Here is a 24,208-nt window from a genome sequence, read left to right as displayed (position 1 = left end):
TGCTCCATAAAAGCAGGACGCCCCTCGGGGGAGGGGCGTCCTAGATTCCGTTGTGGAAGTGGTAGTGGTCCTTTTCGATCTTCTCCGCGGCCTGTCGCCACATTTCCTGTACCGGGTCTTCGTCGAGGCACCGGCCCCACCCGATGGTGTGGACCGTGACCCGCGAGGGATGGGGTTCTTCGTCATCCCCGGTCCAGGTGCGGACCTTGAGGAGGTAGAGTTCCGCCTCGGCCTTCCAGTGGTGGCGGACGCCGTTGGTGTGGATATCCCGAACGAGGTGGATGCTGCGGGAGAAGGGGAAGATGCGCATGGCGGATGTCGCGTTCATGAGTGTGTGCTCCTCGTGGGTGCGGTGTAGGTCGGAGTCGTTCCAGAATGCGGAATCGTCGGGAGGGAAATCGCGGTCATGGGAGGGGGCCGTATGACGAGACGAGCCGGTAGCCTTCCTTGAGTTTGCCAAGGGTGCGTGACCGCGCCTCGCGGATCGGGTTGCCCCGGCTGCACCGGGTGATGGCCAACGCGAGCCGTTGCCCTTGCGTGTTACGTTTGCCCCAACTGAGGTCGATGCCGTGCTCCTGGATGGTGCAGGACCAGAACTTGCCGCCCGAAGGCGTGTCCTTTTCGAGGCGCAGCCAGGGAGGCGAAGGGAGGGAGGCGAAGAAGGCGGGATCAAGAGACTGACGGGTGAGCAGGGAATCCATGAACTGGAGCACCAGGCCGGTATTGCCGGGAATTCGGGGAGACGCGGCATCCTTGCCGGGGGTGTCCGGATCGGACGTGTTCGGCGCGGTAGCGGCGTCCCCGTTCACTCCCCCGTGGGGAACATGCGCTGGGCGATCTCGTGGAGGAGCGTTCGGGTTTCCCGTGTGGCCTTGAAGCCGAGCGTCCGGTCGAGGGCGTAGGCCACGGGCTGGATGCCCTGCCGGGCGAGCGGCTGGAACCGCTGGGTCAAGTCGGCCCAGCGGATCAGGGTGCGAGTGGAGAAGGTCACCTCAATAGAAGCGCCATGCGCTGTGCCCGATTCGCCCATGAACAGACGCCGGACCTCGTTGGCGTAGTCGATCATGGTGCGCCGCAGGGGTGCAGGGAGTTGCGGTGCGATGCGTTCCAGCAATCGTTCTTCCGCTGCGGGTTCGGGGTAGCCCATCTCGCACAGCCAGAACCGGTCGAGGAAGGCGAGGTTCTGGCGCAGGGTGCCCTGGTAGAGGCCCGTTTCGTCGGAACCGCCGTTGGTGTTGGCCGTGGCCGCGAACCGGAACATGGGGTGCGGCGTGACCAGTTCACCGCCGTTCTCCGGGATGCACAGGGGCTGGCCGTCAAGGATGCCGTTGAGCCCCGTGGCCGTGGCGGGTTCCAGCAGGTCCAGTTCGTTGAGCAGGAAGAGTCCGCCATGCTTCATGGCCAGCGCCAGCGGTCCGTACCGGAACGCCATGGAACCCTGATGCACGGACAGGTGGCCCACGAGGTCGGGGAACTCCAGCCTGCCGTGCCCGGTGACCTCGAAGACCGGGTAGTTGAGCCGGGCGGCCAGTTGCCGGATGGCGCTGGACTTCCCGCTGCCGGTGGGACCGAACACGTAGAGCGGATCGGATGCGGTCATCAGCCAAACCACGATGTCCCGCGTGGTCTCGTGGAAGATGTAGTCCGGGTCAGCCTTGGGGGTATACGTCGAGGGCTGGCGGTAGCCCTTGATCATGCGGCCCGATGGGGTGCCGCTGAACACGGCGCCAGCGTCGAGATCGACGGGCTGCAACGCGTGCAGGCCCGAATCGGTATGGGGCATGGGGTGCTCCTTGATGTTGTGTCGGTTGGGGATGTTGAGTATGCCGTCGGAATGGGGAGGTACGCATGGCCAATTGGGATACGCATCTCGACCCGGAAACGAAGGGACGACTGAAGGCTCTGGCGAGAGCCATGGGCAGGCCCGTGCCTGAACTCGTGGCCGAAGCCGTTCGGCGGTATGTCCGGGACGAGGAATGTGCTGTGGCCGCCATCACGGAAGGCGTCCGTCAGGCGGATGCCGGACTCTTCGCATCGGATGATGAGGTCCGGGAGTGCTTCGCGCAGTGGGGCGTGGACACGAAGTTTCGGAAGAACCCGTGATACGGCCAGATCAGGCGTGAATGGCTACGGAGTGATCATGCCGCATCCGACGAGCATTCGTTTTGACAAGGCCACCGTAGACCGGCTGGACGAGATCGCCGCAGCCACTGGTAGTACGCGCGCCGCAGTCATCAGGGATGCCGTGGCGCAGTTCCTTGACCGCGATGCGCGGTTTTGCCGCATGGTGCAGCAAGGGCTGGACGCCGTGCGCGAAGGTCGCGTGGTGAGCCATGCTGATGCCAAGGCCCGGATGCGCGCCCTTGGCATCACCCTGAAATGATCCGGAAGCGGTGCGCCTGGGGCTGGCGCTGACCGAGGGGGCTGCGCCGACACCCCCTAGCCGAAATCGATGGTCCGGAACAGGCGCGCGTCGAAGGGATTGTCCCACCAGCCGCCGAGAATCTCGGCATCGTCAACGTCCTCGCCGATGCGCAGGAAGAGGTAGTCGTCAACGTCAAGTTCATCCATGACGTCGGTGATGAACCGTACTTCCTCGAAATCCGCGTACCATTTGACGCCTTCCCAATAGTACAGCACGCCTTCCGAGTCTGGCGCGTCCTGCCTCAGGCCGTTTTGCAGGAACAGTTCGATGTCGCCGGGGTTGGTGGCATGCTGCCGTGCCTCGTGCATCGCCGCATCAAGCCGTGCCCGCCCGTTGCCGGACAGGCACAGGGCGACTTCGCTGTAGTATCCCATGGTCATTCTCCTTTTCCGTTGATGGGGCTGATGAACAGCCGTTCATGGGGCTGACCGGTCTTGCGGGCCCGCTCCAGGATGTCTGTCGCCGTTTGGGGATCGCCGGTCAGGGCCTGCAGTTCCTCCTGCAGGGACGCCTGGTCGATGGTCTGTCTGCCGGGTATGGATGCCACCCGGAAGCGGTGCCTGCCCGCGGTTATCCAATCCCGGGCCATGCTGTCGCTTACCGCCGCGATGCGCTGGAATGCGGTGCGGATGCGCCCTTCAATCGCTGCGATATCGCCCTCAATGGCGAGTTTGCGTTCCTTCAGGCCCGCGAGTTGGTCGAGGTCCGCCGCATGGGCGGGGCCGAGGTCCACGGGCATTCCGTCAACCCGCATGGGACGGAACTTGGGACAGGTGGCGTTGGCGTCGCACCAGTCGCACAGGGGATGGAACCCCTGGCAGTACGGGAGGTCGTCAAGCGTCAACAGCCCGGCCTTGATGGCGTTGCCGGCTTGCCACAGGTCGGCGGCCGTGTTGCAGCAGATGCCGAGCATGGCCCGGTTGGGCGTGTACGGCCCGAAGGCCTTGGCGTCGGCCATGGAGATGGAGAGCACCCAGCCTTCGATGGCCACACCTTCCGGTGTGCTTGGCAGGTCGATGCCGAAGAGCAGCCGGGCCGCTTCAGGGAAGGTCTTGCGGGTGAAGACCGGTTGGCCGTCTTCGTCACGCAGCGAGCAGCGCGGGCGATGCCAAGTGCTCTCAAGCAGGCCGATCTGCCCGTAGAGTTGCACCTCGTTGGAGGTGTAGAGGGTTTCGGGCAGGTGCCCGTTGCTTTTCAGCTCCAGCACCCGGATGACGGGTGTCGGGGCTTCGTGGATGAGAGTGATGTCGAGGTGCGCCTTGATAGGCACACCGTGAAAGGTGGCGCTGATTTCCAACTGCGGAATGAGCCGGTGGCCGCTTCTGGTGAGGGCGTCGGTGATCCCGGCCTCCTGCCAGTGGCCTCGATGCAGGGGGAGGTGGCGCTTCAGGATGGAACCGACATGCTGAGGCGGGATGATGTGGGGCTGCGTGTTCGGCGACGCCAGTTTGCGGGCAGCCGCCGAGCGCAGGCATTCCGTTGCGGCGCCGATATCGGACATGCCGACGTAGGTGCTGCGGTCGCCCAGTTGCGTCTGCGTGGTGTGAATTTCTTGCGCGAGCATGGATTCGGCGAGGAGGGAGAGAGGGGGCGGCAGTGCCGGAGACATGGGGGATTGCGGGGGCTTTGTCATGGGAGGCTCCATCAAGTGGACGAGGCTCCCCCATGGCGGGGGAATCCCCGCCCTCGGCGTGGTGTGTGGATCAGGCGGTCTCGGCGTACCGCCACCAGACTTTGCGCTCGGCGTTCCACTTGAACCCGGCAGCCGAGAGCAGTTGTTTGCGGGCAGACGTGTTGCCCGACGCCAGAATGCAAAGACGGCCATCCTGGGCGGTGGCCGTCGTGTAGCTGACTCCATCCAGCCGTGGCAGTGACGCCAGGGCTGGATGTGCTGTTTCTGCGGGCTTGGGCTGAGGCGGATGGGCTGCGGGTGCTTGTTGGGCTGATGCGGCTGACGGCTGTTGGGGCCGAGGCTGGCGAGGCGTTTTCTGCCGTGCGGGCCTGTCGCGGGATGCTGCCTCGCCGTCGTCATCGTCTTCCGTCACCATGCCGAGCATGGCCGAAAGCGCGTACCGGCGGGCATAGGTCATGGCGCTGCCGTATCCCTGCGGGTCGGCCTTGGGTAGGGGCATCACCAACAGCGATGACTGCCACTGGCCGGACTCCGCGTGCGTGAGTTTGGTGACAAGGCCGAGGTGCCCGACCTCTGCCGGGACCGGGTACTGGGTCACCCAGATGCCGCTGGCCAGCAGCGCATCCCGGCAGGAATCCATGACGGAGTTGAGGGTGGCGTAACGGGACTTGGCGAACGGGTTCTCACGGTCCTTGATGGCCGGTTGCAGGGTGTGTTGAACGGCAATGAGGGCCTTGGCGAGGTCGGTGACCTCGGGGGAGGTGTACTCGGTGGGGTGCATAGGGGCTCCTTGAATGAGAAAAAACCCTGACACACGGGGGTATCAGGGCAGTTGGGGCAAAATGTCTGCCTATTCAAGGATGTAATATATATTTGAGGAAATGATGAATTACATTTGTCCTTGGGCTGGTTTCAAAAACCTGCCGCTGTTGACGAACAGGCATCGCCTGCTTATCAAGGAAATAAAGAATCTCAAGAATTTTTGAGGAGGCCATATGAACTTGGCAAAAGTATCAGCCAATGGGCAGGTGACGGTTCCGGTCGATATTCGGAGGAAATTGCGACTCAAGGAGGGTGACAAACTGCTGTTCATCGAGCGTGACGGGGAAATCATCATCAACAACGCCTCGGCCACGGCCATAGTTCGGGCACAGGACGCCTTTGCGGGAGCGGACAGGGATTTCGGCGTCGCAAATGATGAAGATGTGCAGGGCTTGGTCGATGAGGTGCGCTACGGGGCGGAACGGCAATCATGAGGGTGAGGGCAGATACGAACATTCTCATTTCCGTGCTGCTCTTTCCCGCGTCCCTCCCGACGGAAGAGACGACAGCGGCGGGATGACCCGCCGCTCCACCACCACCCTCCGCCCGGTCATTGCGGGCATTGGGCCGTGTACAGCACCACGCTGTCGAATTGCGCCACCGCCTCATAATCGCACCCGTGCGCGGCCAGCGCGTCGTGCAGACCGTTCACCCGCGCCCGCGTGAATCCGCGCGTGGCCCCGAGGTCGTAATGGCTGGCGAAGATGTGGAACGGCCTGTTCCGGGGAGCCTCCGCCACGAGGACTTCCGCAGGTTGCTGGTAGTCCTCCGCGTTCTTGAACGCGGTCATCATTCCCCACGCGCCGGAGTGGTCCTTCAGTGCCGCGAAGTCCACCGGGCTCGCGGAGTTGCCCGCTGTCTCTATGGCAGCGCGGACATCGGCCGACCGGCTGTTGATCCGTCCGAAATAGGTATGCCGGGCAAGACCGGGGCGCTTGCGCAAATAGCATTCCAGCACCGGCTGCCCACCGCTCCACAGTCCCACGTCCGACGGCGGCAGGTTTTCCAGCCAGGCGATGGCCCGGTTGTTTTCCGTGATCTCGAGTTGCTTGCTGCCCAGGTGGAATGTCACCACGTTCGCGAGTGATACGCACACCAGCCCCGCCATGGTCAGCCGCGCCACGGTCCGCATGCGCGCATCCTCCCGTTCCGCAATGCAGATGGCGAAAAAGACGAGGCTCCAGGCCAACCCGGCGACCCACGTCACGTGCCGGGACGCATCCGCCGGATACATCCCCGCCATGGATGCGCCAAAAAACGCCACGGCCGTAGCCCCGCAAAGGGCGGCAACCCTCCCCGCCGGGACGATGCGTCGGGCCATCCACAGCACGGCCACGGAGATTCCGGTCAGGACCAGCCCCGGTGCGCCGATGGCGCTTCTCCACGCCCGGAGCAGGGACACTGCGTTCTTGAAAGCACCGCCATCAGCATAGACGAGGGCGTTGTTACCGATCTGGATGGTCGTTATGTGTTTCACGTGCAGGTAGTACAGCGCGGCGAACAGCGCGAACGAGGCGGCCGCGACCATCTCCCGCCTTCCGATCCGTGCCGCGCGGAGACGCCGCCCGGCCATGAACACTCCGATCGAGACACAGGAAATGACCAGGGTGGACACGCCCAGCGACGTCACCCCCACGTGGTACAGCACGTCGCGGAAGGTGAACGTCTCGTCCCGGCCCTTGCGGGCGAACCACGTCACCGCAGCCACGGCCCCCAGCGCCTCGAAGGCGTAATGCTTGAATTCCGAGAGCATGAGGACAGGACGGGGCGACATGAACAGGCACAGTGCCGCCAGGGCGAACGCGCGCCACCGCCCGTCCCTGCCCGCCAGCAGCAGGATCATGCCGAGCACCAGCAGGAACTGCTCCAGTCCCCGCATCGCGGCAAAGTCCAGACTCGAAAGCAGGTTCAGGAACAGACTGTACAGTGCGGGCGATGCCTGGTCGTAGTACGGCAGGGGGTGCAGCGTGTCGGCCATGCCTCCCAAGGGGAAGTTTGCCAGCAGCATGGCTTCGTCGGACCTGACCGACCGTCCCAACAGGGGGACGCTCAGCAGGATTGCGGCCAGCGACACCAGCGCGGCACGGAAGAAACGCACCCCGCGTCCTTTCACGCAGGCCGCCGTGTCCCCGGCATCCCCCACACACGATGCGAACAATCCCATGATTTCCTCCAAGTCATGATGCACCGCGCACGGGAGCCGCGACAGGCCCCGGATGGCGGTGGTGGAATGCGCGATGGCATGTTTTCGCGCGCTCATTCCCGCAACATATTCCCGTCAGCGCCGCCGGAAGATGAGCAGACGGGAAACCGTGAAGCCGAACGCGAACGACACCCCCGCGGCAAGCAGCACCGCCGTGAAGCCGCCCGCCATGGCCTTCAACAGGGGAACCCGCAGCAACAGTTCCAGGGCGCCAAGGCGCACGCCGAGCACGGCGAGCGAACCGAGCGCGAAGCCCCCCAGCCGCCGGGCCGACAGGGCGTTGTCGTGCCGAACGAAGGTGACCTTTTCGTGCAGTACGTAGTTCAGGAGCACTGCGGCGCAGAAGCCCGCCGTGGCCGCCGTTCGTGGTGACAGCGCCATGCCGGCCATCAGGGCTGCGGCAAGCCCGAGGTCCAGCCCCACCCCGAGCAGGCTGACCAGGAAGAACCGGGCGGCCGTCCCGGAGAACCCGTCGCCCGGCCGCATCATGCCCCGCTCCCCCCGCCGAGCAGCCCCGCGACGATGTCATGCAGCCGCTTCCTGTCGCCGAAATCGTCGTTGAGGTCGGCGATGGTTTCCAGCAGGTCGTAGATGTTGTCGATCTTCCCGCCCATGGCCACGTGGAAGCCCTTCAGCCCTCCGTAATCCCTGCGGAACAGGATGGGGCGCGAATCGCTGTCCTCGCTGGCCAGCAGCACGGTCTTGACCTCGAACAGCGAACCTTCCTGACGCACTCCGCCGAGGACGGGCAGATACCGGGCCGCGTCGTTGATCATGTGCAGCGCCTTGCTGGCGGGCGGGGCCGCGCGCAGCAGTTCGTGCCCGTCCACGGGGGGAACCTCGTCGATCCAGCCCTTGTGCGGGGTGTAGCGCACGTGGCTCAGCGAATGCAGTCCCAGCGCCGGAAAGGGCATGGTGGAGAAGAACGGGCCGTCCATCACGGTCACGCCGAGGTTGCGCAACGGCTCCGGCGGTCGCACCAGCGCCATTTCGGTGATCTCGTGCTTCAGGGGCAGCAGGGGCAGGCCCGAGGCGTGCAGCAGGACATTTATGAGGGAATACGTACAGTTGAAAACATGTTTGGCGTGTATCTCGTACCGCTCGTTCCCTCTGGCGCCATCCAGCACCAGCCCGTCACCCGCGCCGGACCGCACCGCGTGGATGCGCGTTCGCATGAGGAGTTCCACCCCCTCCGCTTCCAGCCGCCTGCGCAGGATGCCCTTCAGCACCGAAGCGTCGAAGGCGTACTCCCTGACCAGAAAGGCCCGCTCGACCAACTCGGGGTTGAACAGCGAGGCAAGGTGCGCGGGCGCGGGCTTTATGGGAGCCTTCATGCGCCGGAACATTTCGTGGAACCTGTGCGCGTTGACCTTGGAATTCAGCCGGGCCACGGCGTAGACCTTGGTGAAGTCGCGCATGATGGCATGCCGGAAGTCGGCGACGAAGCGGGGGAAGTTGACCAGCGAGCGATACGCGGTGACCAGGTTGCGCGGATAGTGGAAGCCTGCGTGCACGCGGGCCTGGTTGATGTACGAGGCCCGTTGCAGCAGGTCGTCTTCCTTTTCCGCCAGCAGCACGCGCGGATACAGCCGCCGCAGCAGCAGCGCGAGGCACGCGCCGTAGAATCCGCCCCCGATGACCACGGCGTCGGCCGTCAGCCGGGTGCTCATGACCGGGGAGTGGCGGGCGGGTTGTACGCGCCGCGCAGGGTCTGCAGCAGGATGCGGATGAGCGTGGCGTTGCCCCGCACGTGGCTGATCTTGGTGGGTACCGGCCCCTTGGCGGGGTAGGCGCGGGTGGTGGGTATCTCCGTGGCCCGCAGGCCGATGCGCGTGCACCGGGCGGAAAGATAGGCCAGCAGTTCGTAGCTGTCGAAGATGCGGCGGAAGGGCCGCACGCGCGGGTCGAGCAGGTAGCGGCGGCTGTAGGCCCGGTAGCCCTGGGTGGTGTCGGTGAACCAGTGGCGCGCGGCCAGGCTGATCAGCGGCGCGTGCACCAGCCGGATGGCCAGCAGGCGCACTGGCGGGGTGTTTTCGGCCCGGCCCCCGGCGATGAAGCGCGAGGCCTGCACGTAGTCGTACCCCTGATCCAGCGCGGCGACGAAGTCCGCGACGGACTCCACGGAATCCTTGCCGTTGCCGTCGATGGTGAGGACGCCTTCGTACCCCTCCTGCATGGCGTAGGCGTAGCCCATGCGCAACTGGGCGGAAAGCCTGCCCGAATCGCGCTTGACGATGAGCGCACGCACGCCCAGCGTGGCCAGCGCATCGTGATCTGTGGTGCCGTCAGTGGAGCCGCCGTCGGCGATGATCACGTCCGTCAGGTTCATGATGCCCGCCGCGTGCATGCCCCGCAGTTGGTCCATGAACCGCGCCCCCTCGTTGATGACCGGGATGACGAGGCCATATCCGGTCCGTCGGGAGAAGCCCTGCGCGTACTCGCCGCGCGGCACTTCCCAGTCGGCGGGCCAACGGGGGGGCTCCATGGGCGTCAGGCTCATGCGAGGTATGTCTCCTGCGCGTAGACGATGCATGCGTCGAGCACCGTGAGGTTGTCGTCGCCAAGGCCACTCTTCATCTCGATGGACACGTGGCCGTCCCAGCCGATGCGCCGCAGCGCCACGGCCATGGCCGGGTGGTCGGTGACGGCGTCGGTCAGCCTGCCGAGATGGGGTTCCGACACGTGTACATGGCGTATCCACGGCCGGGCGGCTTCCAGTTCGGCGGCGTAGTTCTCGCCGTTCATGGTCATCACGCCCGCGTCCACGTGCAGCCCGAAACCGGGATGGTCCACCAGCCGCACGAGGTGCAGCGCCTCCGCCGTGGTGGTGACGAAATCGGCCCCGTAGCCGGTGGCGTTGGGTTCGATGCAGAACACCGCCCCTGCGTCCTCCGCCCGCTGACCGAGGCGATGGAAGAAGGGCACGGCGATGTCCAGCGCCTGCCGTTCGGAAAGCGCGCCGCGCAGCCGGTTCCGGGGCGAACCGAACACCAGTCGGACGCCCTCGCCCACCGCGCCCGCCACGTCGATGAGGCGTTCGAGGTGGCGGGCCATGGCCTCGCGCGTTTCGGGGGCGCCAAAGAGGGCAAGGTCGGGACGGCCGAACAGCAGGGCCTGCATGGCGATGACGGTCAGTCCCCTGGCCGCGCACCGGGCGCGGGCCGCGGCCACAGCATCAGTCGGGATGTGGTCGAGGCGTTCCAGTCGCAGCAGGGGGCCGGGCGCGGCCTCCAGCGCATGCACGCCGCGCCGCGCCAGCACGTCGAGGGCGGCATCGTCGTCGCCCGGCTTCCACGCGATGTTGGAAACAGCCAGCTTCATGCGTCTTCCGCCGTCCGTTCCGCTGTCCGGGTACCTGTTTCGACGGCCACGAAGGCGGCGATGCCGTCCAGCACCTGCCTGGCCGTTTGCAGGTAGGGCGGAGAACTGCCGAACACCGCAGCGTGGATGGTACGCATGTCGTACCGCGGAACAGGTATGCCGGGCGAGGCTCCGAATTCCCGGCCGAAGGCGTGGCGCGCCACCTGCCGCATGGAAACGGGCTCGGTGGCAAGGTTCACGAGGTCGAGCCCGGCGACGCGGGCGGTTTCCATGTCGGCGTGGATGCGGCCAAGGTCGTAGAACTGGTACACGGCGTCGGGGTGGATATTGTCCACCTGGTTGTCGTGGAGCAGGTCGTAGATGGCGTTCTTCTTCAGCCCCGCGCCGAATAGCCCGGGCAGCCGCAGGATCATGCACCGCGCGAACCGTTTCCGGCAGAACAGTTCGGCCAGTCGGCGGTGCCGCCCGTAGGCGTGCAGCCCGTCCATTCCCACGGGGGTGTTTTCGTCCACGCCGTCGGGGCGGGCGTAGACGTCCACGGTGGAAATCAGCGTGAATCTTTCCGCCGTGCAGTGGCCAAGGCTGTCCAGCAGGCGCTGTACGCCCTGCATGTCTTCTTCCGGGTGGGTGTTGGCCCACCATTTGACGGCGCTGATGCCCGCGCAGACGATCTCGTCGAACGCCTCTCCCCGGATTGTCTCGATGTTGCGGGAATTGTACAGGGCGTCGAACCGCCCTTGCGCGGCCAGGTTCGAACCCACGAGCCCTGTGTATCCAATAAGTGCGCGGCGCACGTCGTCTCCTCTTCCTGTGGAATGTCTGCTAGACCACGTTGCGCGCGCTGATCTTCTCGAACATGTGGGACCGATCGACCTCGCGCGCGATGTGATACAGGGGCCCCTTGCGGGCTTCCTTGTATATCAGCAACTGGTATTCCCCGAGCACACAGAGGGCGAGGGAAAGAATGGCGAAGGTGCTGGCGAGCACCATGGACGTGGATGTCCACCCCTGTGGGGTATCAGTTTTGAAGAGATAGAAGATGCCCACATAGAAGATGTACAGGAAGTTGCCCAGCGAGAGCAGCAGCGTTGCGATGTTCATGATCCGCAGCGGCCTGTCGGAACTGGCAAAGATGACTCCCACCCCAGAGGACAGCTTGGTCCAGAAGCGGCTGCGCGCGTCGGAACGCGGTGCCCGGCGGTACGGAACCATGGCGCGGGTGTGTCCGATCTCCGCGCTGATGAAGCGTAGCGAACGCACCTTGTCCTTTATCTGGATGATGGCGTTCAGCGTGGTGCGGTTGAAGCAGAAGCAGGACGACCAGACGTCTTGCAGGTTGTGCACGCCCGAAAGCCGCCCGAGGTTGCGGAACAGGGCTGAAAACAGGGGCCGCCAGCCGGTGTCGTCGCACCGGTCCTCGGCCTTGCCGGAAACCAGGTCGTGGCCCTCCATGCACTTGGCCACGAGTAGCGGTGCCACATGGCAGGGGTCGGTGCGCGGTTCGAACAGCACGACATAGTCGCCGATGGCGTTTTCCAGCGCCGCGAAACTGGCGATCTCGATGTCATACTGCTTGGCGAGGATGAGAATGCGGATGTTGTCGAGGGGGGCAGTTGCGGTCATCAATCGGCTGACGGTATCGTCGGTGGAGCCGTTGTCCACCGCCAGTATCTCGAAATTCTCGAACCGTGCGGAAAGCGTGGCATGCAGTTCATGTACGACGTCGGCGGCGATGGCCGCGTCGTTTTCGAACACCATGCACACGGAGACGATCTGAGAGGTCATGGCCTGCGTGCCTTGCGGAGCGGGGTGCGCTTCCGTTGGTCAGGGATGGGAGCCAAAGGCCTGAGCCTCCGTTTGGTTCGGGCCGTGTCGGTAGGGCAAAGGTGACGTTGCCCTGCGTCGGGCGCATCGGGTTGGGGCCTGGGCACATGGTGCGCGGGAAGACGGCGGAGCACGAAAAGTTGAAGAGACGCGGGGGAAGAGGATGGACACTTTTGCATTAACCATCAGGCAGATGTGCCGACGCGACCATTCCCGGCAACAGCAATGCCCAAAATGAACATGAATCTTATAGTTTGATGTATGCACCCAAGAAGATTATGCCGCACAAGACAACTCCAATCATCTTAAAGAACGGAACAAGTACGACGCCAGCAATTCCGGCGCATACTGTACTTGAGTGCTTGGACCGGGTTAAGGACAAACAAGATGAGAACAGCAACCAAGAGCAGTCCAATAAGCATACTCTCTCCGAGTCCATGTGAGGTGTTCTGGGCAGAGTTCGAGTGAAGCCTCGACCGTTGAATCAGCGATAATTTTTAACGCTTTTTAAGTCAATAAAAAACGTCTTCTAGCACCTGTTTGCTCTGCGGTGTCTCCTGAAAATATGCGCGAAACGCGTAACAGGAGGCCTCCGAGTGACAGACGATGCCAACTCGCTCACCCGACTGGTGGGCAGGAATATTTACAGCAAGCGGAAGAGATTGGGCCTGACCCAGGAAGAACTGGCGGAACGAATAGGTATCGGCCAGCAATCCCTCTCCCGCATGGAGAAGGGCCGCATCGCGCCGAAGTTCGAGCGGCTTCAGATCATCGCCGACACCTTGGGGTGCCCGGTGGCGGACCTTTTTCGGGAGAACGATCCTGATACGTCGGCTCTCGTGGAGCGCATCATCGACATGCTCCACGGGCTGGACGCGAGACGGCGGGAACTGGTGTTCCGCCATGCCGCGGGCTTGGCCGGTCTACTCAAGGAAGAAAGCCTGAAACGGGACGAACGGTTAACCCCGGACTCGTAGGCTCACTTTCATCCATGCCGCACGATCAGCGTTCCCGCAGGCTCTTGCCTGTTCCTTCATGACGCCGTCCACTCTCTGGGGGGAGGCTTTGGCGATCTTGCCGACAGAAAGGGCAGCCCCCCTTTCCTTTGTCCACCCCCCGCCTACTCCGACATGTCCAGGTACAGGGTTCTTTCACAGGTCGTTGCCGCTTTGCCGGTGAGTGGAGTGAAGTCCCCGTATAGTTTCGCGGCCAGAACGCGTCCCTGGGTCCATCCCGTGCCACGGAGCGAGAGGCAGGCTCCCCTGTTGTCGGGGACCTCTCCGAGACGGATGATCTGTTGCTGTACCTCGTCCTGATCCCGAGCCGCCTTTGCGGTCTGACGCAGCATGTTTGCTTCCGCCACGGCGAGAACGGCCACGATGCCGAACGCCGCGATGCGCGCCGCATGAACACCGCCTGTATGCCAAAGCGCCACGATGCACTGTGCCGTCAGGGTTCCAAGCATCATGCACAGGAACGGGTACGAGGGGTACGTGTACCAGGTCAGTTTTGATGCCGCAGCGGTAAACAGGAACATGGGGACTGCCGCGGCGATGGCGAGCCTGAGGAAAAAGGGCCGGGCAATCCCCTCCGGGAGGTAAGAGCCATTACGTGCTCCTGCCCTTCTCGCGAAATACGCGGAGGCCGCCAGCAGAACGCCCGCAAGTATCATCCAGAACCGAAACTCGATGAGCACGTTCTGGAAGTAGAAGAACAGGTCGGCCTGGTGGCCTTCGATGGCTTGGGAAGAACGCTTGAGCAGGTCATAGCCGACCATCTTTTTGAAAAAAGCCGTCCCGTCAACTCGATAGCGCAACCAGCCCCAGAGGGACGTAGGCAACAGCCCGGCAAGCAGGCACCCGATGGCGTGCTTCAGGGATCGGGCCGAAACGCCTACGTCAAGAAAGAAGAAAATGGCGAGGGTCACGACGAGAGGAGCAGCATGGAAACTCTTCGTCAGGAACGCGAACGAGGCGAGTACGCTTGCGATATAGAACCGGTAAGGGCTGCGCGTTTTCTGGAGGACCAGGAGTACGCTCACCACGTACAGCAGGAGAAAGAGCGCATCAGGATCGCCGGTACGCGCGTTGTGCCGGAAGATGAAGTTTTTTCCCGTGGCAAGCATGAGGACCGCAAGCATCCCGCTGGCGGTCCCTTGTACGCGGGCCGTGTGGACGAGCACCAGGCAGAGCAGTGCTGTCGCGAACACCCCGGAGAAGAAGCGGAGCCCCAGGCTGTTGAAGCCGAACAACTTGTACCCGGCGATGATCGGGTAGAAGCTCAGCGGCGGCTTCGCATTCCAGTAGTCCGGCTCCCCCATGTAGGTGTTGGTCAGGAAGTCCCCGCGTTCGATCATTTCGTAGGCGGTGACTCCGTGACGGGCTTCATCCCAGTCGTAGATACGTGGGGCGGACAACAAGGCGAAAACATTCGTGAGAACGAGGAGAAGCACCCCGGCCACAAGGCAGGGAGCGGGTGCGGGAATGAAGCGCATGTGGCGGCGTCCTGTGTGTCTGGAACTGAAGTGGGGAGCTATCGGGGTCGGGTGAACACGACGCGGCGGAACAGCATGTAGCCCGAAGCCGTCACCAAGGGGATACTGGCTATCTTTGCCGCCAACGGGGGAAATCCCGCCCATAGTGCAGCATGGAATGCGGCGATTCCGATGAGTGCCGTCAACGTGCAGGCTGCGGCGTATGCACGAAGTTGGATCGCCGTGTTCGCCCTGTCGTTGCGGAACGTGTAGCGTTGGTCGAAGAAGAATCGGCAGATGACCGAGGTATAGAAGCCGATGAGATAGCCTGCTGTCTCATTGCATTCCAGAATGCCCACCAGCCCCCAGAACAGCAGCATGTCCAAGGCCGTCGCGCCCAGCCCGACACCAAGAAACCGCACGACTTCCCGGAAACGGTCAGCCATGGTCCGGTGGTGGGTCACCGCTCCGATGCTCATTCGCGGGAGATGTTTATGGTGCGCTGGACGACGTAAAGCGGGCGTCCCTTCACTTCTTCATATATCTTGCCGACATATTCCCCGATGAGGCCAAGCCCCATGAGCACCAGCCCCCCCATCAGCGCGTTGAACCCCATCAACGATGTCCACCCGGGTACGGTGTGACCGGTGACGTGGCTTGCAAGCGCATAGATGCCTGCGCCGAGACCCAGGAGGGAGAAAATCCCTCCGGCGGCGGTCACGATCTTGAGAGGGACGGTCGAAAACGAGGTGATGGCGACCCATGCGAAGCGCAGCATCTTGTACAGGGGGTATTTTGTCTCCCCGAACCTGCGTTCCGCGCGTGCATAGGGGACGGCGACCTGTGGAAAGCCAGCCCAGGCCACCATGCCGCGCAGGAATCTGTGCGCTTCGGGCATGGAGTTGATGCAATCGACACACTGCCGTGAAATCAGGCGGAAGTCGCCGGTATCCACCGGCAGGCCCTTGTGCACCCACAGCCGCATGATCCGGTAGAACAGCCAAGCGGTGACCAGCTTGAACCGGGTTTCGCCGTGGCGCGCCATGCGCTGTCCGTAGGCGACATCGTATCCGTCCTCATAGAGCGCGATCATGTCGGGGATGACATCGAGCGGGTCCTGCAGGTCGGCGTCAATGATCACCACCGCATCGCCGACGGCATGTTGCAGGCCCGCGCTTACGGCGGCCTGGTGGCCGAAATTGCGGCTGAAGGAAATCACCTTGATGCGGCTGTCCTCGGCGGCCCACCGAGACAGGATCGGCAGCGAACCATCGGTCGAGCCGTCATCGACAAGGAGGATTTCCGTCGTCATGTCCTCCAGCGAGGGAAGCCAGCGTTCCAGTTCCGCGCGCAGATATGCGAGGGTTTCCCGTTCGTTGTACACGGGGATGACGAGGCTGAGCGAACTGAGTTTACGCATCGTACGTAATGGCTGCATCATTCCGCATCCGCACGGATGGTGGCTTGTGGATATGGGACTCGCGCACTTGCCGGAAACTGGGCGGTGCCACTGCGCCTTTCCCGGCATCAAGCCGGAAGATGGCGGCTGTGGCTGGTTACAGGCCGCTGCGAGTAGGCGGCCCTGCCAAAGCATGCTGGCGCTGCCTGCATGGCTGCCACAGATGGCCTGGGTGCCGGGCGTGCGGTTAGGGGCGACACCGACGAATGTGGGACACTCATACGATGCCTATCCGAGGGAAAAGGTCTCTCACGCCAACGGCTGGGGGGATATTGTCGGAATACGCTTTTCGCGTCAAATAAAAACGCCTACAGAGCGTTTATGATGCAGGGTGAGGATTGCGTTTGTGGAGGGTACTCGTAACGCGTTGGCTAGCGAATTCTGCTTCTCACCACAAAACGCGAGACGGCCATCCTGCGGGTGGCCGTCTTGTCGGTACCCCACCCAGCCTTGGCCGTGGCGCTTCCAAGGCTGGGTGGGGTGTTTTTGTGCACTCGAGCCGAGGCGGTGTTGGCATTGCCGGTTGTACGGAAGATGTCAGTGATACGGGGGATTGGTTGGCGAGACGCGCGTTGCCTCGTGGGTCTCTCTTCGTCTCATGGCCGTCAGTCACCACGCCGAGCATGACCTAAAGCATATACCGGCGGGTATAGGTCATGACGCTCCCGTTTCCTTAGGAATCAGCCTTGCACTGGCGAAGGGGCTGTTGTTCTCGGCTCGGGAAAATATTAACGTCTACTTGAAAATATGTTGTAAGGTGTTGCGATTCGTTTTTCGAACATATGTCATTGAGTGTGAGTGGCTGGATCGGGTAGGTTTCTGAACGTAGGGGGAGTGTGTTGAGTGAATTTCAAGGTGCGCGTGGTTCTAATACAGGGGACGACTTCCACGAGCTATGGGCAACGCGACAGGCCATTCGCCTCCTTGGCAATGAAGAGAAGTTGGAGGCGGTAACCGTTGAAGGTTTGCCTTGGGAAGATGAGATAACTGCTGCTGGCAATGTATGGGCAGGCGTAGATTGTGCGCTGTACTACGGTGGAATATGCGCAGCGACAGCTGAACGTGTCGTAATTGCCCAGCTAAAATATTCAGCAGCGTCTCCAAGTGCTCCTTGGACTATCGCGCGCCTCGTGTCTGGCCAACATCGTAATAAATCTGTTCTTTTTAGGCTTGCGCTTGCTTGGAAAAGCATGGCAGCTTTGCGGCAATCTCTTCCTATACCAGAAGTTGCTCTTGTCACCAATCAACCAATAAACGACGATCTCTTTACAGCTTTAATCCGGGTTGCGGAGGGAATTGACGTACCCAAGGAAAAGCCTGGAACTACTAGCGCACCGGAACTGCGCCTTGCCTATGCCTCAGGACTGACAACAGCGGAGTTTCAGGATTTTGCTGCGTCTCTTCGGTTCGAAGGGAAGGCGGGGTCTCGTTTTGCCATAGAGGAACAAATTCTTCGCGCAATCGGAGAATGGACCGCCCACGACATTCAACATTCCGTTGTTGGGCTACGGCAATTCGTCCGTGATCGCATGCGGCCAGAGTTCGCAGGAGAGCGCATAACGCGAGAGTCCGTGATGCTTCATCTTGGGGCATCGGAAATGACGGCAATCTACCCATGCCCATCTGAGATTGTGCTGGTCGATAACCCTGTCAGCAGAGCTTCTGTGTGTGATGCCGCAGATCGTCTTTTACAAGGAGCACAGCATGTCTGTCTTCACGGCCAAGGAGGCGTAGGCAAAACAACCGCTCTACAGGAGATCAGATCGCTACTTCCCCCCGGCTCCGTTATGATCACATACGACTGCTATGGTGGTGGGCGCTACATGGATCCTAGCGCTCTCCGTCATCGATCAGTCGACGCATTTCTTCAGTTGACAAACGAACTTGCTACTCAATTACGGTTGCCGCTCCTCCTCAGTCGCCGCTCAGGCTTGGATTATTCCAGACAGTTCGCAACACGACTATGTCATGCCGCTGCAGCGATGAGCGTCCAGGATCCGGGGGCGCTAATCGTAATTGCAGTTGATGCTGCGGACAATTCGGTGGCCGCAGCGGAAGCCCGTGTCCCTGTCGAGGCTTCGTTTGTTCACGACTTTGTACGCTTGCTGGAGAGGGCACCGCAAAACGTCCGTCTCGTTATTACTGCTCGAACCGGTAAGCTTCGTCAGTTGGCTATCCCCCCTTGGTACCAAACTGTTCAGATTGAACCGTTCACGCGGTCCGAAACGGGAGAGAGCGTGGCTTGCGTGTGGGACGCCCCCGAAGACTGGGTGGAAGATTTTCACCATCTTTCGAGAGGAGTGCCGCGCGTGCAGAAGTATGCGTTTCAGGTTGGCGATGCTCAGCCTTCGGGCGCTCTCGACCGACTTCGACCAACGGGAAAATCTCTGGACGATGTCTTCCACGAACAGTTCCGCGAAGCCTTGGCGAAAAGCGGGAGTCAGGCCGAAGTGGAAAGGCTATGCGCCGGGCTTGTCGCTCTGCCGCGTCCTGTCCCCCTATCGGCCCTTGCCGCCGTGCTGCAAATTCCGGAAGAACGGTTGGCTGACGTGTGTGTGGATCTCGCTCCGGGTATCCAACTACATACTGGCACGGTGAGCTTTGCGGATGAAGATTTCGAACATTTTGTTCGGAACAAAGGGGGTGAGTATCTTCATGAGGTGCGTGCAACGGCGGCCGATTGGTTTCTTTCTTACAGCTCCGAAGACAACTACGCGGCTCATAATGTCGCCATGGCCTTATTTTTGGCAGGGCGGGGTGCTGATCTTCTTGATCTAGTGGAACGTGACCCCTCCCCGGCAGCTATCAAGGAGCCTGTGCTGCGCCGCGAAGCAGAGCTTCAACGTTTGCGACTGGCAATCAAAGTCTGCCGTGAAGCCGGTGACGTTGTGCGAGCGATCCGTTTCATTTTGATCGGGGCAGAGGGGCTCAGGACAGAGACAGCCTTGAAGGACATACTGGCAGGCAATCCAGATCTGACGGTCCGTTTTGCCTACGAGACAACTAGGCGGCTAATTCTTTCGAACCCTGAGCGTATTGAGGCGCACGGCTCCCTACTCTTCCAACGACTCTCAGTGGATGCGGAACGCGATGACGCCATTTCCGTACGTGAAGGGAGGCGGCTCCTCCGCGCCTGGATGCAGGCGCGGAGTGACCACTACCGTAGTGACGCGGGCAATGTTCTTCGTCACGCGTGGGAGATCAGCACCTCTGATATTGCTAGCCAGGTCGAATCGACTCTTCGGTTGAGCGGGGCCGCCTCGGCCATGGAGGATCTGTCATCATGGCGACCAAGAAAAATCATGTTTGATGTCGCCTTGTCGCTGCCCATACGCTTGGCCATCCAAGGAAACGCCAAGTTTCTCCGAGCGCTGTTGGATGAAGAGAAGTTGGGCCCCATTGGTAAGTTGTTAATAACACTGCCTTTGATTCTGGCTGGTCAGCCGATCGACATCGCCGTACTTGAAACGGGCCTCCGTGCGCTTAGCCGACGCAAGCTAAGGGTCGCCCATTTCTTTAAAGGGTACGGAGGACAGCCTTCACCTCACGGGCAAGTCCTAGATGCCGCTCTGATGACATGTGAGCTTTTAACAAGCCAAGGTGCGGCGGATGAGCTTGTAGATACAATATTGGACGATTTTTTAGCTCCCGAATTACGCCGAATTGATCGTCGCCATGAGCATGAGTCTGACAGGCTGGATTTGTTGCTTAGGGCGTATACCCTTCGGGAGGCCCGTAGTGGACGGAATCCTGATTCTGCAAAACTATTTGCACCGCGTCCATCTTCTGACGGTGAAGAACCGCAGCGTCGCTTAAAATCTTATGAAGAGCACCGCGATCAAAATTTGATGGAACTTGTACGAACTAATTTCGATGTGTACCGGACTGTTGCCTGCGCATTAGTTGACCACACATCACCGAGTGAACTCGAAACACAGATTCGCCAAGCGGCTGACCTGGTAGCGCGTAACGAGTGGAGAATTTCACAACGATATGGCTCATGGGGAGGACGTGCATGTGCGGCAAGAGCGTTGCTTGTGCTTTTCGGAGTGGGATACAATGCGCAGCTGTTAAAAGAGGTTGCAACCGAGGTCTATGGCAGATGGTGCCGCGGGAATGAAGTGCCCGATGCGCAGCTCGTTACACGACTCAGCCTCCAGAAAGCACTTCATTCTGATTTGGTGTCAGAGCTTGGTAAAGGGGCAGAGCAGACCTGCGGGATGCGCATAGGTGCGGATGAAAAGTCCAAAGCCCTGATCGGGTACGCTCGTCTCCTCCTTCCGATTAGCCCTGATGATGCGGAGGCAGTTTTCACGAGCGCTGTGAGAGCAGCTAGCGAACTGGATTATGAGGCGATGGCTCAACTCCGCCTGCTCGATATGTTGGTAACTCGGGGTAATGGCTATTTCGATGATGCACGCGGAACAGCCCGCCAAGTTTCAGAGGTGATTACAGATGCAGCCATCAGGTTGGACGGACACGAGGACTTTCCGTGGCAAGAAGCAATTTCAGCACTGACTCGCCTAGATGTCGCGCTGGCGCTTGGTAATATCGCCCGATGGGACGATGAGGCCTTGGTGGCTTTGTCCGAGACGCTACCATCGCTCCTGAAGACGGGGCTGCGTACGAGCTTGATTTCTCCAGCGCAGGCGGCTGCGCTTAACCTGTTCCTGCATGATGACAGCGTGATGCAGGAGGCCCTCGCTACCGCCGTATCCAGCCAAGCCCCGTTGCTTGGATCGTTGGCTGAAGAGGCCGCATACGACGCCCTTGTACGCCATCGGCAGATTACGGACGGTACGTTGATTCGTCTTGTTCGAGAGCGGGGTATCCGTGGACGCTGGACAAACGCGCTTGATGAACAAGACAGGTTCTTGTCGGCGTTGCCGAAGAAGCTTCCGCAGGATTACCCTAGGGCGAGTGCGCGAGCTCCATCCGCACAGATTAATCATTCTTGGACGGCGGAACTTCTCATTGACGTCGAGAGATTCCGGGAAGCCGTCGGTTGCGCCCTTGAAGTGGCGGGCGAAACTAAGGCGTATACGCCATTAAGCGACATACTCCGCTCTGCGCGTGAAGCCGTGCTGCCGCGCGACAGGGTGAACCACCTCGCTGTTCTTGGTGCCCTTAATGCGCTTACGGTTACGAATGAGGCTGTCGACGCTCTCCTCAGTGCCATTGAGTTGTGGTGGGATAGCCCTGCTGTCAAGGCATGGTGTAAGGTTAGCTTGCCCGAAATAATCGTTGCTCGCCTGCCTGAGTTTGCACGCTATATACATTATCGCGACGAGGCGTTGTCAAAGGCCCTCGGCTGTACTCAATTGCAAGGTTTGGAGATTTCCCAGATTATCCTTCGGGGAATTGAGGCGCATGTGGATAGTCTCTCGCCGAACGCCATCTTCGCCCTAGTCGGAATGGCTGGTGTAGCACTCGTCCCTGAACAAGCGGCCGAACTTGCTACGTGGTATGCTACACGGTTAGCAGGCCGTGTTGCCCGCGATGACCGAGACCAAACAGCGCCGATCGAGCAATTGCCCGTGAACATCGAGGAGGCGTTCGCGCGTTTTATCTTCGCCTATTTGGGGGACTTCGACGTGCGGATGCGTTGGCGTGCTGCACATGCCATCAGGCGGTTGGCACGTTTGGATGATGTGTCATCACTCGGCGCCTTGGTGCATCAATATACCAGGCGTGAGGAATTCGTGTTTCGTGGGAAGGATGTCGCGTTTTACTGGTTATCAGCGCGACTATGGTTCGCCATCGCGTGGGATCGTTTGGCCCTAGAAACACCAAAAATTTGTGGCTGTGCAAGCTCGTTGCTTCTCAGTACCGCGTTGGATGAAAATTTTCCACACCTCCTTGTAAGGGCATTTGCTAGAGACGCTTGTCTGAAGCTTCATGCCGCCGGTGCACTTCATCTCACAGGTGAGGTCAAAGAGCGTTTATCCCGCGTTAACAAGTCTTCGCTACCTCGGCAGGTAAAAAATCCGCATGGTCATCGTTATTTTTCTAGGTCAGACAAAGAACATCGTTTTAGATTCGATGAGATGGATACTCTTCCATACTGGTATCAACCGATGCTAAGGGCATTTGCAAATCTGGCTGGTGAGCGGTTTCTCAACGAGGCAGAGCGCTGGATTGTCGATGTCTGGGGCTACGGCAGAGATGCTTCTGGAATTCGCAAAGAGCGGAGGCGAGGCCGGTTCGGAGAGCATGACTGGGGACTTAGCAGTAATCGGCACGGAAACATTCCAACGCTTGAACGCTTTAACAATCACCTCGAATGGCATGGAATGTGGTGTGCCGCTGGTGAACTTTTGAAGACGGAGCCTCTCAGTGAGTGTGATCGCGACGATTGGGACAGTCTTCATGCACGTATAGAGCGGGCGATGGTTACTGAGCCTCCACTTTGGTCTGCAGATATCTTGAGCCCCGTGCCGCGGGTCTTGGCCAACTGGGCAGCCAATTCAGATGGCTTGTTCGAATGGGTCGAAGGGGTCACGGAAGCTGACCATCGGGCTGAACTGTTGCCTGAGGATATGCCAGACTACATGATCGTGGGTGGAGAGCTCGAGCGCCGGGCTCGTGATCGAATAGAGATCATCCGCATTGCGAGTGCACTGGTGACCCCAGAGGGAGGAGGCTCGCTTTTGCGTGCGCTTCAGACGATGGATGATCCATGGAGTTATAAGCTCCCGGACGAGGACGAGGATCACGAGATTGATGAGGCTCCGTACCGACTTTTGGGCTGGTTACTCAAATCTTATCGAGATGCCGCTTGCGACGAGAAGGATCCCTTCCGTGGTTATGCGTCGCTTATCAACGCATCTCCAGGCAGACGTGTTGTCAAGGCTATGGGGTTGCGTCGTGACCCTACATGGCAAGCGCAGTGGCTGGGGAGTTCTGATCAGTCTCCTATGTTTATTTATCAGGTATGGGGAGATCGTGAGAAGGACGACGAGCGTGTTTCGCTAGAATTCGCCGCAGCAGGATGGCGACTGTTAGCGCACAAACAGCAAGTCCAAAAGTATCTCAGGCAAGAGGGACTGGACATAATTGCAGAGGTAGAGGTGTTGCGTAGTGGGCGTAAATATAGAGAATACACTGGCGAGGAAAATGAACAGCAGGACGCGGAAGGGCGGTTTGACCGCCTCTACCGGTTCCAAGGAAGAGGCACCCTTGAAGTCGTCGAAGGATGTGTTGGCACTTGGTCAGGAGATAGTTCGGCAGCTTAAGATGGATGAACGTGGGTTCGTTTTGGAGCGGTGGCTGGCTCATCACCTGGCGGAAACAATCGCTGCGGCAGGCGCAGCCACCGGCGGGGCGCGAATTGTAGCTGAAGAACGTGCGGTCACCCTTATCCTGAAACTGTGGGTTCATCGCCGGGCGTTGCCGGAGCCTATTGATCCTTTGGGTGGTTTCCGGGATGCCATCAAGGTGCTTAGCCGCCTCATGCCTAGTGCCAATCCTTGGGCCTATTGTCGGCGCGATGGCATGTACGATGATCTTTTGTACGAAATGTTTGATATCTTGCGACGCATAGTGTTTGGAGGAATTCTCCTTACGCAAGCGGAGCCGTATCGAGATATATCGGATGTTGAGTGGGGCGCGTTGGATAATGAAGAAGCCCAGTTGTACTCTGTTCTGAATGGTTGGAGGGAATACTTTGAATTCCACCGTCAGCATCTTGAGCCTGTATTGGAGCCCACTGATTTTTGGACATCAGAAGATGCTGAAGTTGCAGGTGTCCCTGAAGACGATTGGGGGCATCTCGCGCATGAAGAGCAGGCGCGTAGAACTAATGCTGCTATTCATTCGGCGATTGTTGATAACCTCGAACAATTACAGGGTGATTTGGTGGCGTTGTTGGTGCGCTGGCGCTCCGCTTTTTCTCAAACGCCCCAAAACGGACCGTCGGAGGTAGGGGGCTAGCTTCATTGTGAGAAGTGTTGTGCCCTGTGGGCGCGCCTAGGGGGCGCGAGGTCCAGAAGGCTCTACGTAATGTGATTTACGTGAAGTGCCAAGTCAAGGACCAGAATCTATTCGAC

Annotated in this window: 22 protein-coding genes; 6 read left to right on the top strand and 16 right to left on the bottom strand. The window is 60.6% G+C overall.

Annotation, left to right across the window (positions count from 1 at the left end):
• Positions 1-40 precede the first annotated feature (40 nt).
• The 3 genes from FVW20_RS05265 to FVW20_RS05255 form a co-directional block, all read right to left on the bottom strand.
• Complete coding sequence (locus tag FVW20_RS05265; RefSeq protein ID WP_196608596.1) at positions 41-328, bottom strand: hypothetical protein; 288 nt, start codon at positions 326-328, stop codon at positions 41-43.
• A 76-nt stretch (positions 329-404) separates the two neighbouring features.
• A complete protein-coding gene (locus FVW20_RS05260) occupies positions 405-809 on the bottom strand; it encodes a hypothetical protein (protein ID WP_196608595.1) in 405 nt (134 codons plus the stop codon).
• Positions 806-1,783, bottom strand: a complete 978-nt coding sequence (locus tag FVW20_RS05255) for an AAA family ATPase (RefSeq protein WP_196608594.1) — start codon at positions 1,781-1,783, stop codon at positions 806-808. Before FVW20_RS05255 ends, FVW20_RS05260 begins: the two co-directional genes overlap by 4 nt.
• Before the next feature lie 65 nt (positions 1,784-1,848).
• Here FVW20_RS05255 and FVW20_RS05250 point away from each other — a divergent pair, with 65 nt between their 5' ends.
• A complete protein-coding gene (locus FVW20_RS05250; protein WP_196608593.1) occupies positions 1,849-2,103 on the top strand; it encodes a CopG family ribbon-helix-helix protein in 255 nt (84 codons plus the stop codon).
• Between the two features lie 37 nt (positions 2,104-2,140).
• On the top strand, positions 2,141-2,383 hold the full coding sequence (locus FVW20_RS05245; RefSeq protein ID WP_196608592.1) for a CopG family ribbon-helix-helix protein: 243 nt from the start codon (positions 2,141-2,143) through the stop codon (positions 2,381-2,383).
• A gap of 56 nt (positions 2,384-2,439) precedes the next feature.
• On the opposite strand, the gene FVW20_RS05240 is transcribed toward FVW20_RS05245, so the two are convergent.
• The 3 genes from FVW20_RS05240 to FVW20_RS05230 form a co-directional block, all read right to left on the bottom strand.
• A complete protein-coding gene (locus tag FVW20_RS05240; protein ID WP_035065277.1) occupies positions 2,440-2,799 on the bottom strand; it encodes a hypothetical protein in 360 nt (119 codons plus the stop codon).
• Between the two features lie 2 nt (positions 2,800-2,801).
• Positions 2,802-4,058 (bottom strand): hypothetical protein, encoded by a 1,257-nt coding sequence (locus tag FVW20_RS05235; RefSeq protein ID WP_231038883.1) that lies wholly within the window; start codon positions 4,056-4,058, stop codon positions 2,802-2,804.
• 70 nt (positions 4,059-4,128) lie between these two features.
• Entirely contained in the window at positions 4,129-4,839 is a 711-nt protein-coding gene (locus tag FVW20_RS05230; RefSeq protein ID WP_196608591.1) for an ERF family protein, read from the bottom strand.
• Positions 4,840-5,053: 214 nt separating this feature from the next.
• On the opposite strand from FVW20_RS05230, the gene FVW20_RS05225 reads away from it, so the two are divergent.
• A complete protein-coding gene (locus tag FVW20_RS05225; RefSeq protein ID WP_196608590.1) occupies positions 5,054-5,314 on the top strand; it encodes an AbrB/MazE/SpoVT family DNA-binding domain-containing protein in 261 nt (86 codons plus the stop codon).
• A 116-nt stretch (positions 5,315-5,430) separates the two neighbouring features.
• Here the strand turns inward: FVW20_RS05225 and FVW20_RS05220 are convergent, their stop codons facing one another.
• The 7 genes from FVW20_RS05220 to FVW20_RS05190 form a co-directional block, all read right to left on the bottom strand.
• Positions 5,431-7,044: a hypothetical protein gene (locus tag FVW20_RS05220; protein ID WP_196608589.1), complete on the bottom strand. Its 1,614-nt coding sequence runs from the start codon at positions 7,042-7,044 to the stop codon at positions 5,431-5,433.
• A gap of 114 nt (positions 7,045-7,158) precedes the next feature.
• Complete coding sequence (locus FVW20_RS05215; protein WP_196608588.1) at positions 7,159-7,572, bottom strand: GtrA family protein; 414 nt, start codon at positions 7,570-7,572, stop codon at positions 7,159-7,161.
• Entirely contained in the window at positions 7,569-8,753 is a 1,185-nt protein-coding gene (locus FVW20_RS05210) for an FAD-dependent oxidoreductase (RefSeq protein ID WP_196608587.1), read from the bottom strand. The genes FVW20_RS05215 and FVW20_RS05210 overlap by 4 nt, the downstream gene beginning before the upstream one ends.
• Positions 8,750-9,583 (bottom strand): glycosyltransferase family 2 protein, encoded by an 834-nt coding sequence (locus FVW20_RS05205; protein ID WP_196608586.1) that lies wholly within the window; start codon positions 9,581-9,583, stop codon positions 8,750-8,752. Before FVW20_RS05205 ends, FVW20_RS05210 begins: the two co-directional genes overlap by 4 nt.
• Positions 9,580-10,404 carry a sugar phosphate isomerase/epimerase family protein gene (locus FVW20_RS05200; RefSeq protein WP_196608585.1) on the bottom strand — a complete coding sequence of 275 codons (825 nt, stop codon included), beginning with the start codon at positions 10,402-10,404 and terminating at the stop codon, positions 9,580-9,582. The genes FVW20_RS05205 and FVW20_RS05200 overlap by 4 nt, the downstream gene beginning before the upstream one ends.
• Complete coding sequence (locus tag FVW20_RS05195; protein WP_196608584.1) at positions 10,401-11,198, bottom strand: NAD-dependent epimerase/dehydratase family protein; 798 nt, start codon at positions 11,196-11,198, stop codon at positions 10,401-10,403. Before FVW20_RS05195 ends, FVW20_RS05200 begins: the two co-directional genes overlap by 4 nt.
• Before the next feature lie 28 nt (positions 11,199-11,226).
• A complete protein-coding gene (locus tag FVW20_RS05190; RefSeq protein WP_196608583.1) occupies positions 11,227-12,189 on the bottom strand; it encodes a glycosyltransferase in 963 nt (320 codons plus the stop codon).
• Positions 12,190-12,824: 635 nt separating this feature from the next.
• Here FVW20_RS05190 and FVW20_RS05185 point away from each other — a divergent pair.
• A complete protein-coding gene (locus FVW20_RS05185) occupies positions 12,825-13,205 on the top strand; it encodes a helix-turn-helix domain-containing protein (RefSeq protein ID WP_196608582.1) in 381 nt (126 codons plus the stop codon).
• Positions 13,206-13,348: 143 nt separating this feature from the next.
• Here the strand turns inward: FVW20_RS05185 and FVW20_RS05180 are convergent, their stop codons facing one another.
• From FVW20_RS05180 to FVW20_RS05170, 3 genes are read right to left on the bottom strand one after another with little or no spacing between them, the layout of a single operon-like run.
• Entirely contained in the window at positions 13,349-14,722 is a 1,374-nt protein-coding gene (locus FVW20_RS05180; protein ID WP_196608581.1) for an ArnT family glycosyltransferase, read from the bottom strand.
• Between the two features lie 38 nt (positions 14,723-14,760).
• Positions 14,761-15,147 carry a GtrA family protein gene (locus tag FVW20_RS05175; RefSeq protein WP_196608580.1) on the bottom strand — a complete coding sequence of 129 codons (387 nt, stop codon included), beginning with the start codon at positions 15,145-15,147 and terminating at the stop codon, positions 14,761-14,763.
• Between the two features lie 29 nt (positions 15,148-15,176).
• On the bottom strand, positions 15,177-16,142 hold the full coding sequence (locus tag FVW20_RS05170) for a glycosyltransferase family 2 protein (RefSeq protein ID WP_231038882.1): 966 nt from the start codon (positions 16,140-16,142) through the stop codon (positions 15,177-15,179).
• Between the two features lie 857 nt (positions 16,143-16,999).
• On the opposite strand from FVW20_RS05170, the gene FVW20_RS05165 reads away from it, so the two are divergent.
• Together FVW20_RS05165 and FVW20_RS05160 are read left to right on the top strand one after the other, a co-directional pair.
• Positions 17,000-23,395, top strand: coding sequence for a hypothetical protein (locus tag FVW20_RS05165; protein WP_196608579.1), 6,396 nt, complete (start codon positions 17,000-17,002; stop codon positions 23,393-23,395).
• Positions 23,340-24,092, top strand: a complete 753-nt coding sequence (locus FVW20_RS05160) for a hypothetical protein (RefSeq protein ID WP_196608578.1) — start codon at positions 23,340-23,342, stop codon at positions 24,090-24,092. Before FVW20_RS05165 ends, FVW20_RS05160 begins: the two co-directional genes overlap by 56 nt.
• Positions 24,093-24,208: the final 116 nt, after the last annotated feature.

Source organism: Nitratidesulfovibrio oxamicus, assembly GCF_015731765.1.
Classification (GTDB): Bacteria; Desulfobacterota; Desulfovibrionia; order Desulfovibrionales; family Desulfovibrionaceae; genus Cupidesulfovibrio; species Cupidesulfovibrio oxamicus.
The sequence above is the reverse complement of the archived record's forward strand: the minus strand, read 5'-3'. Positions and strand labels throughout refer to the sequence as shown.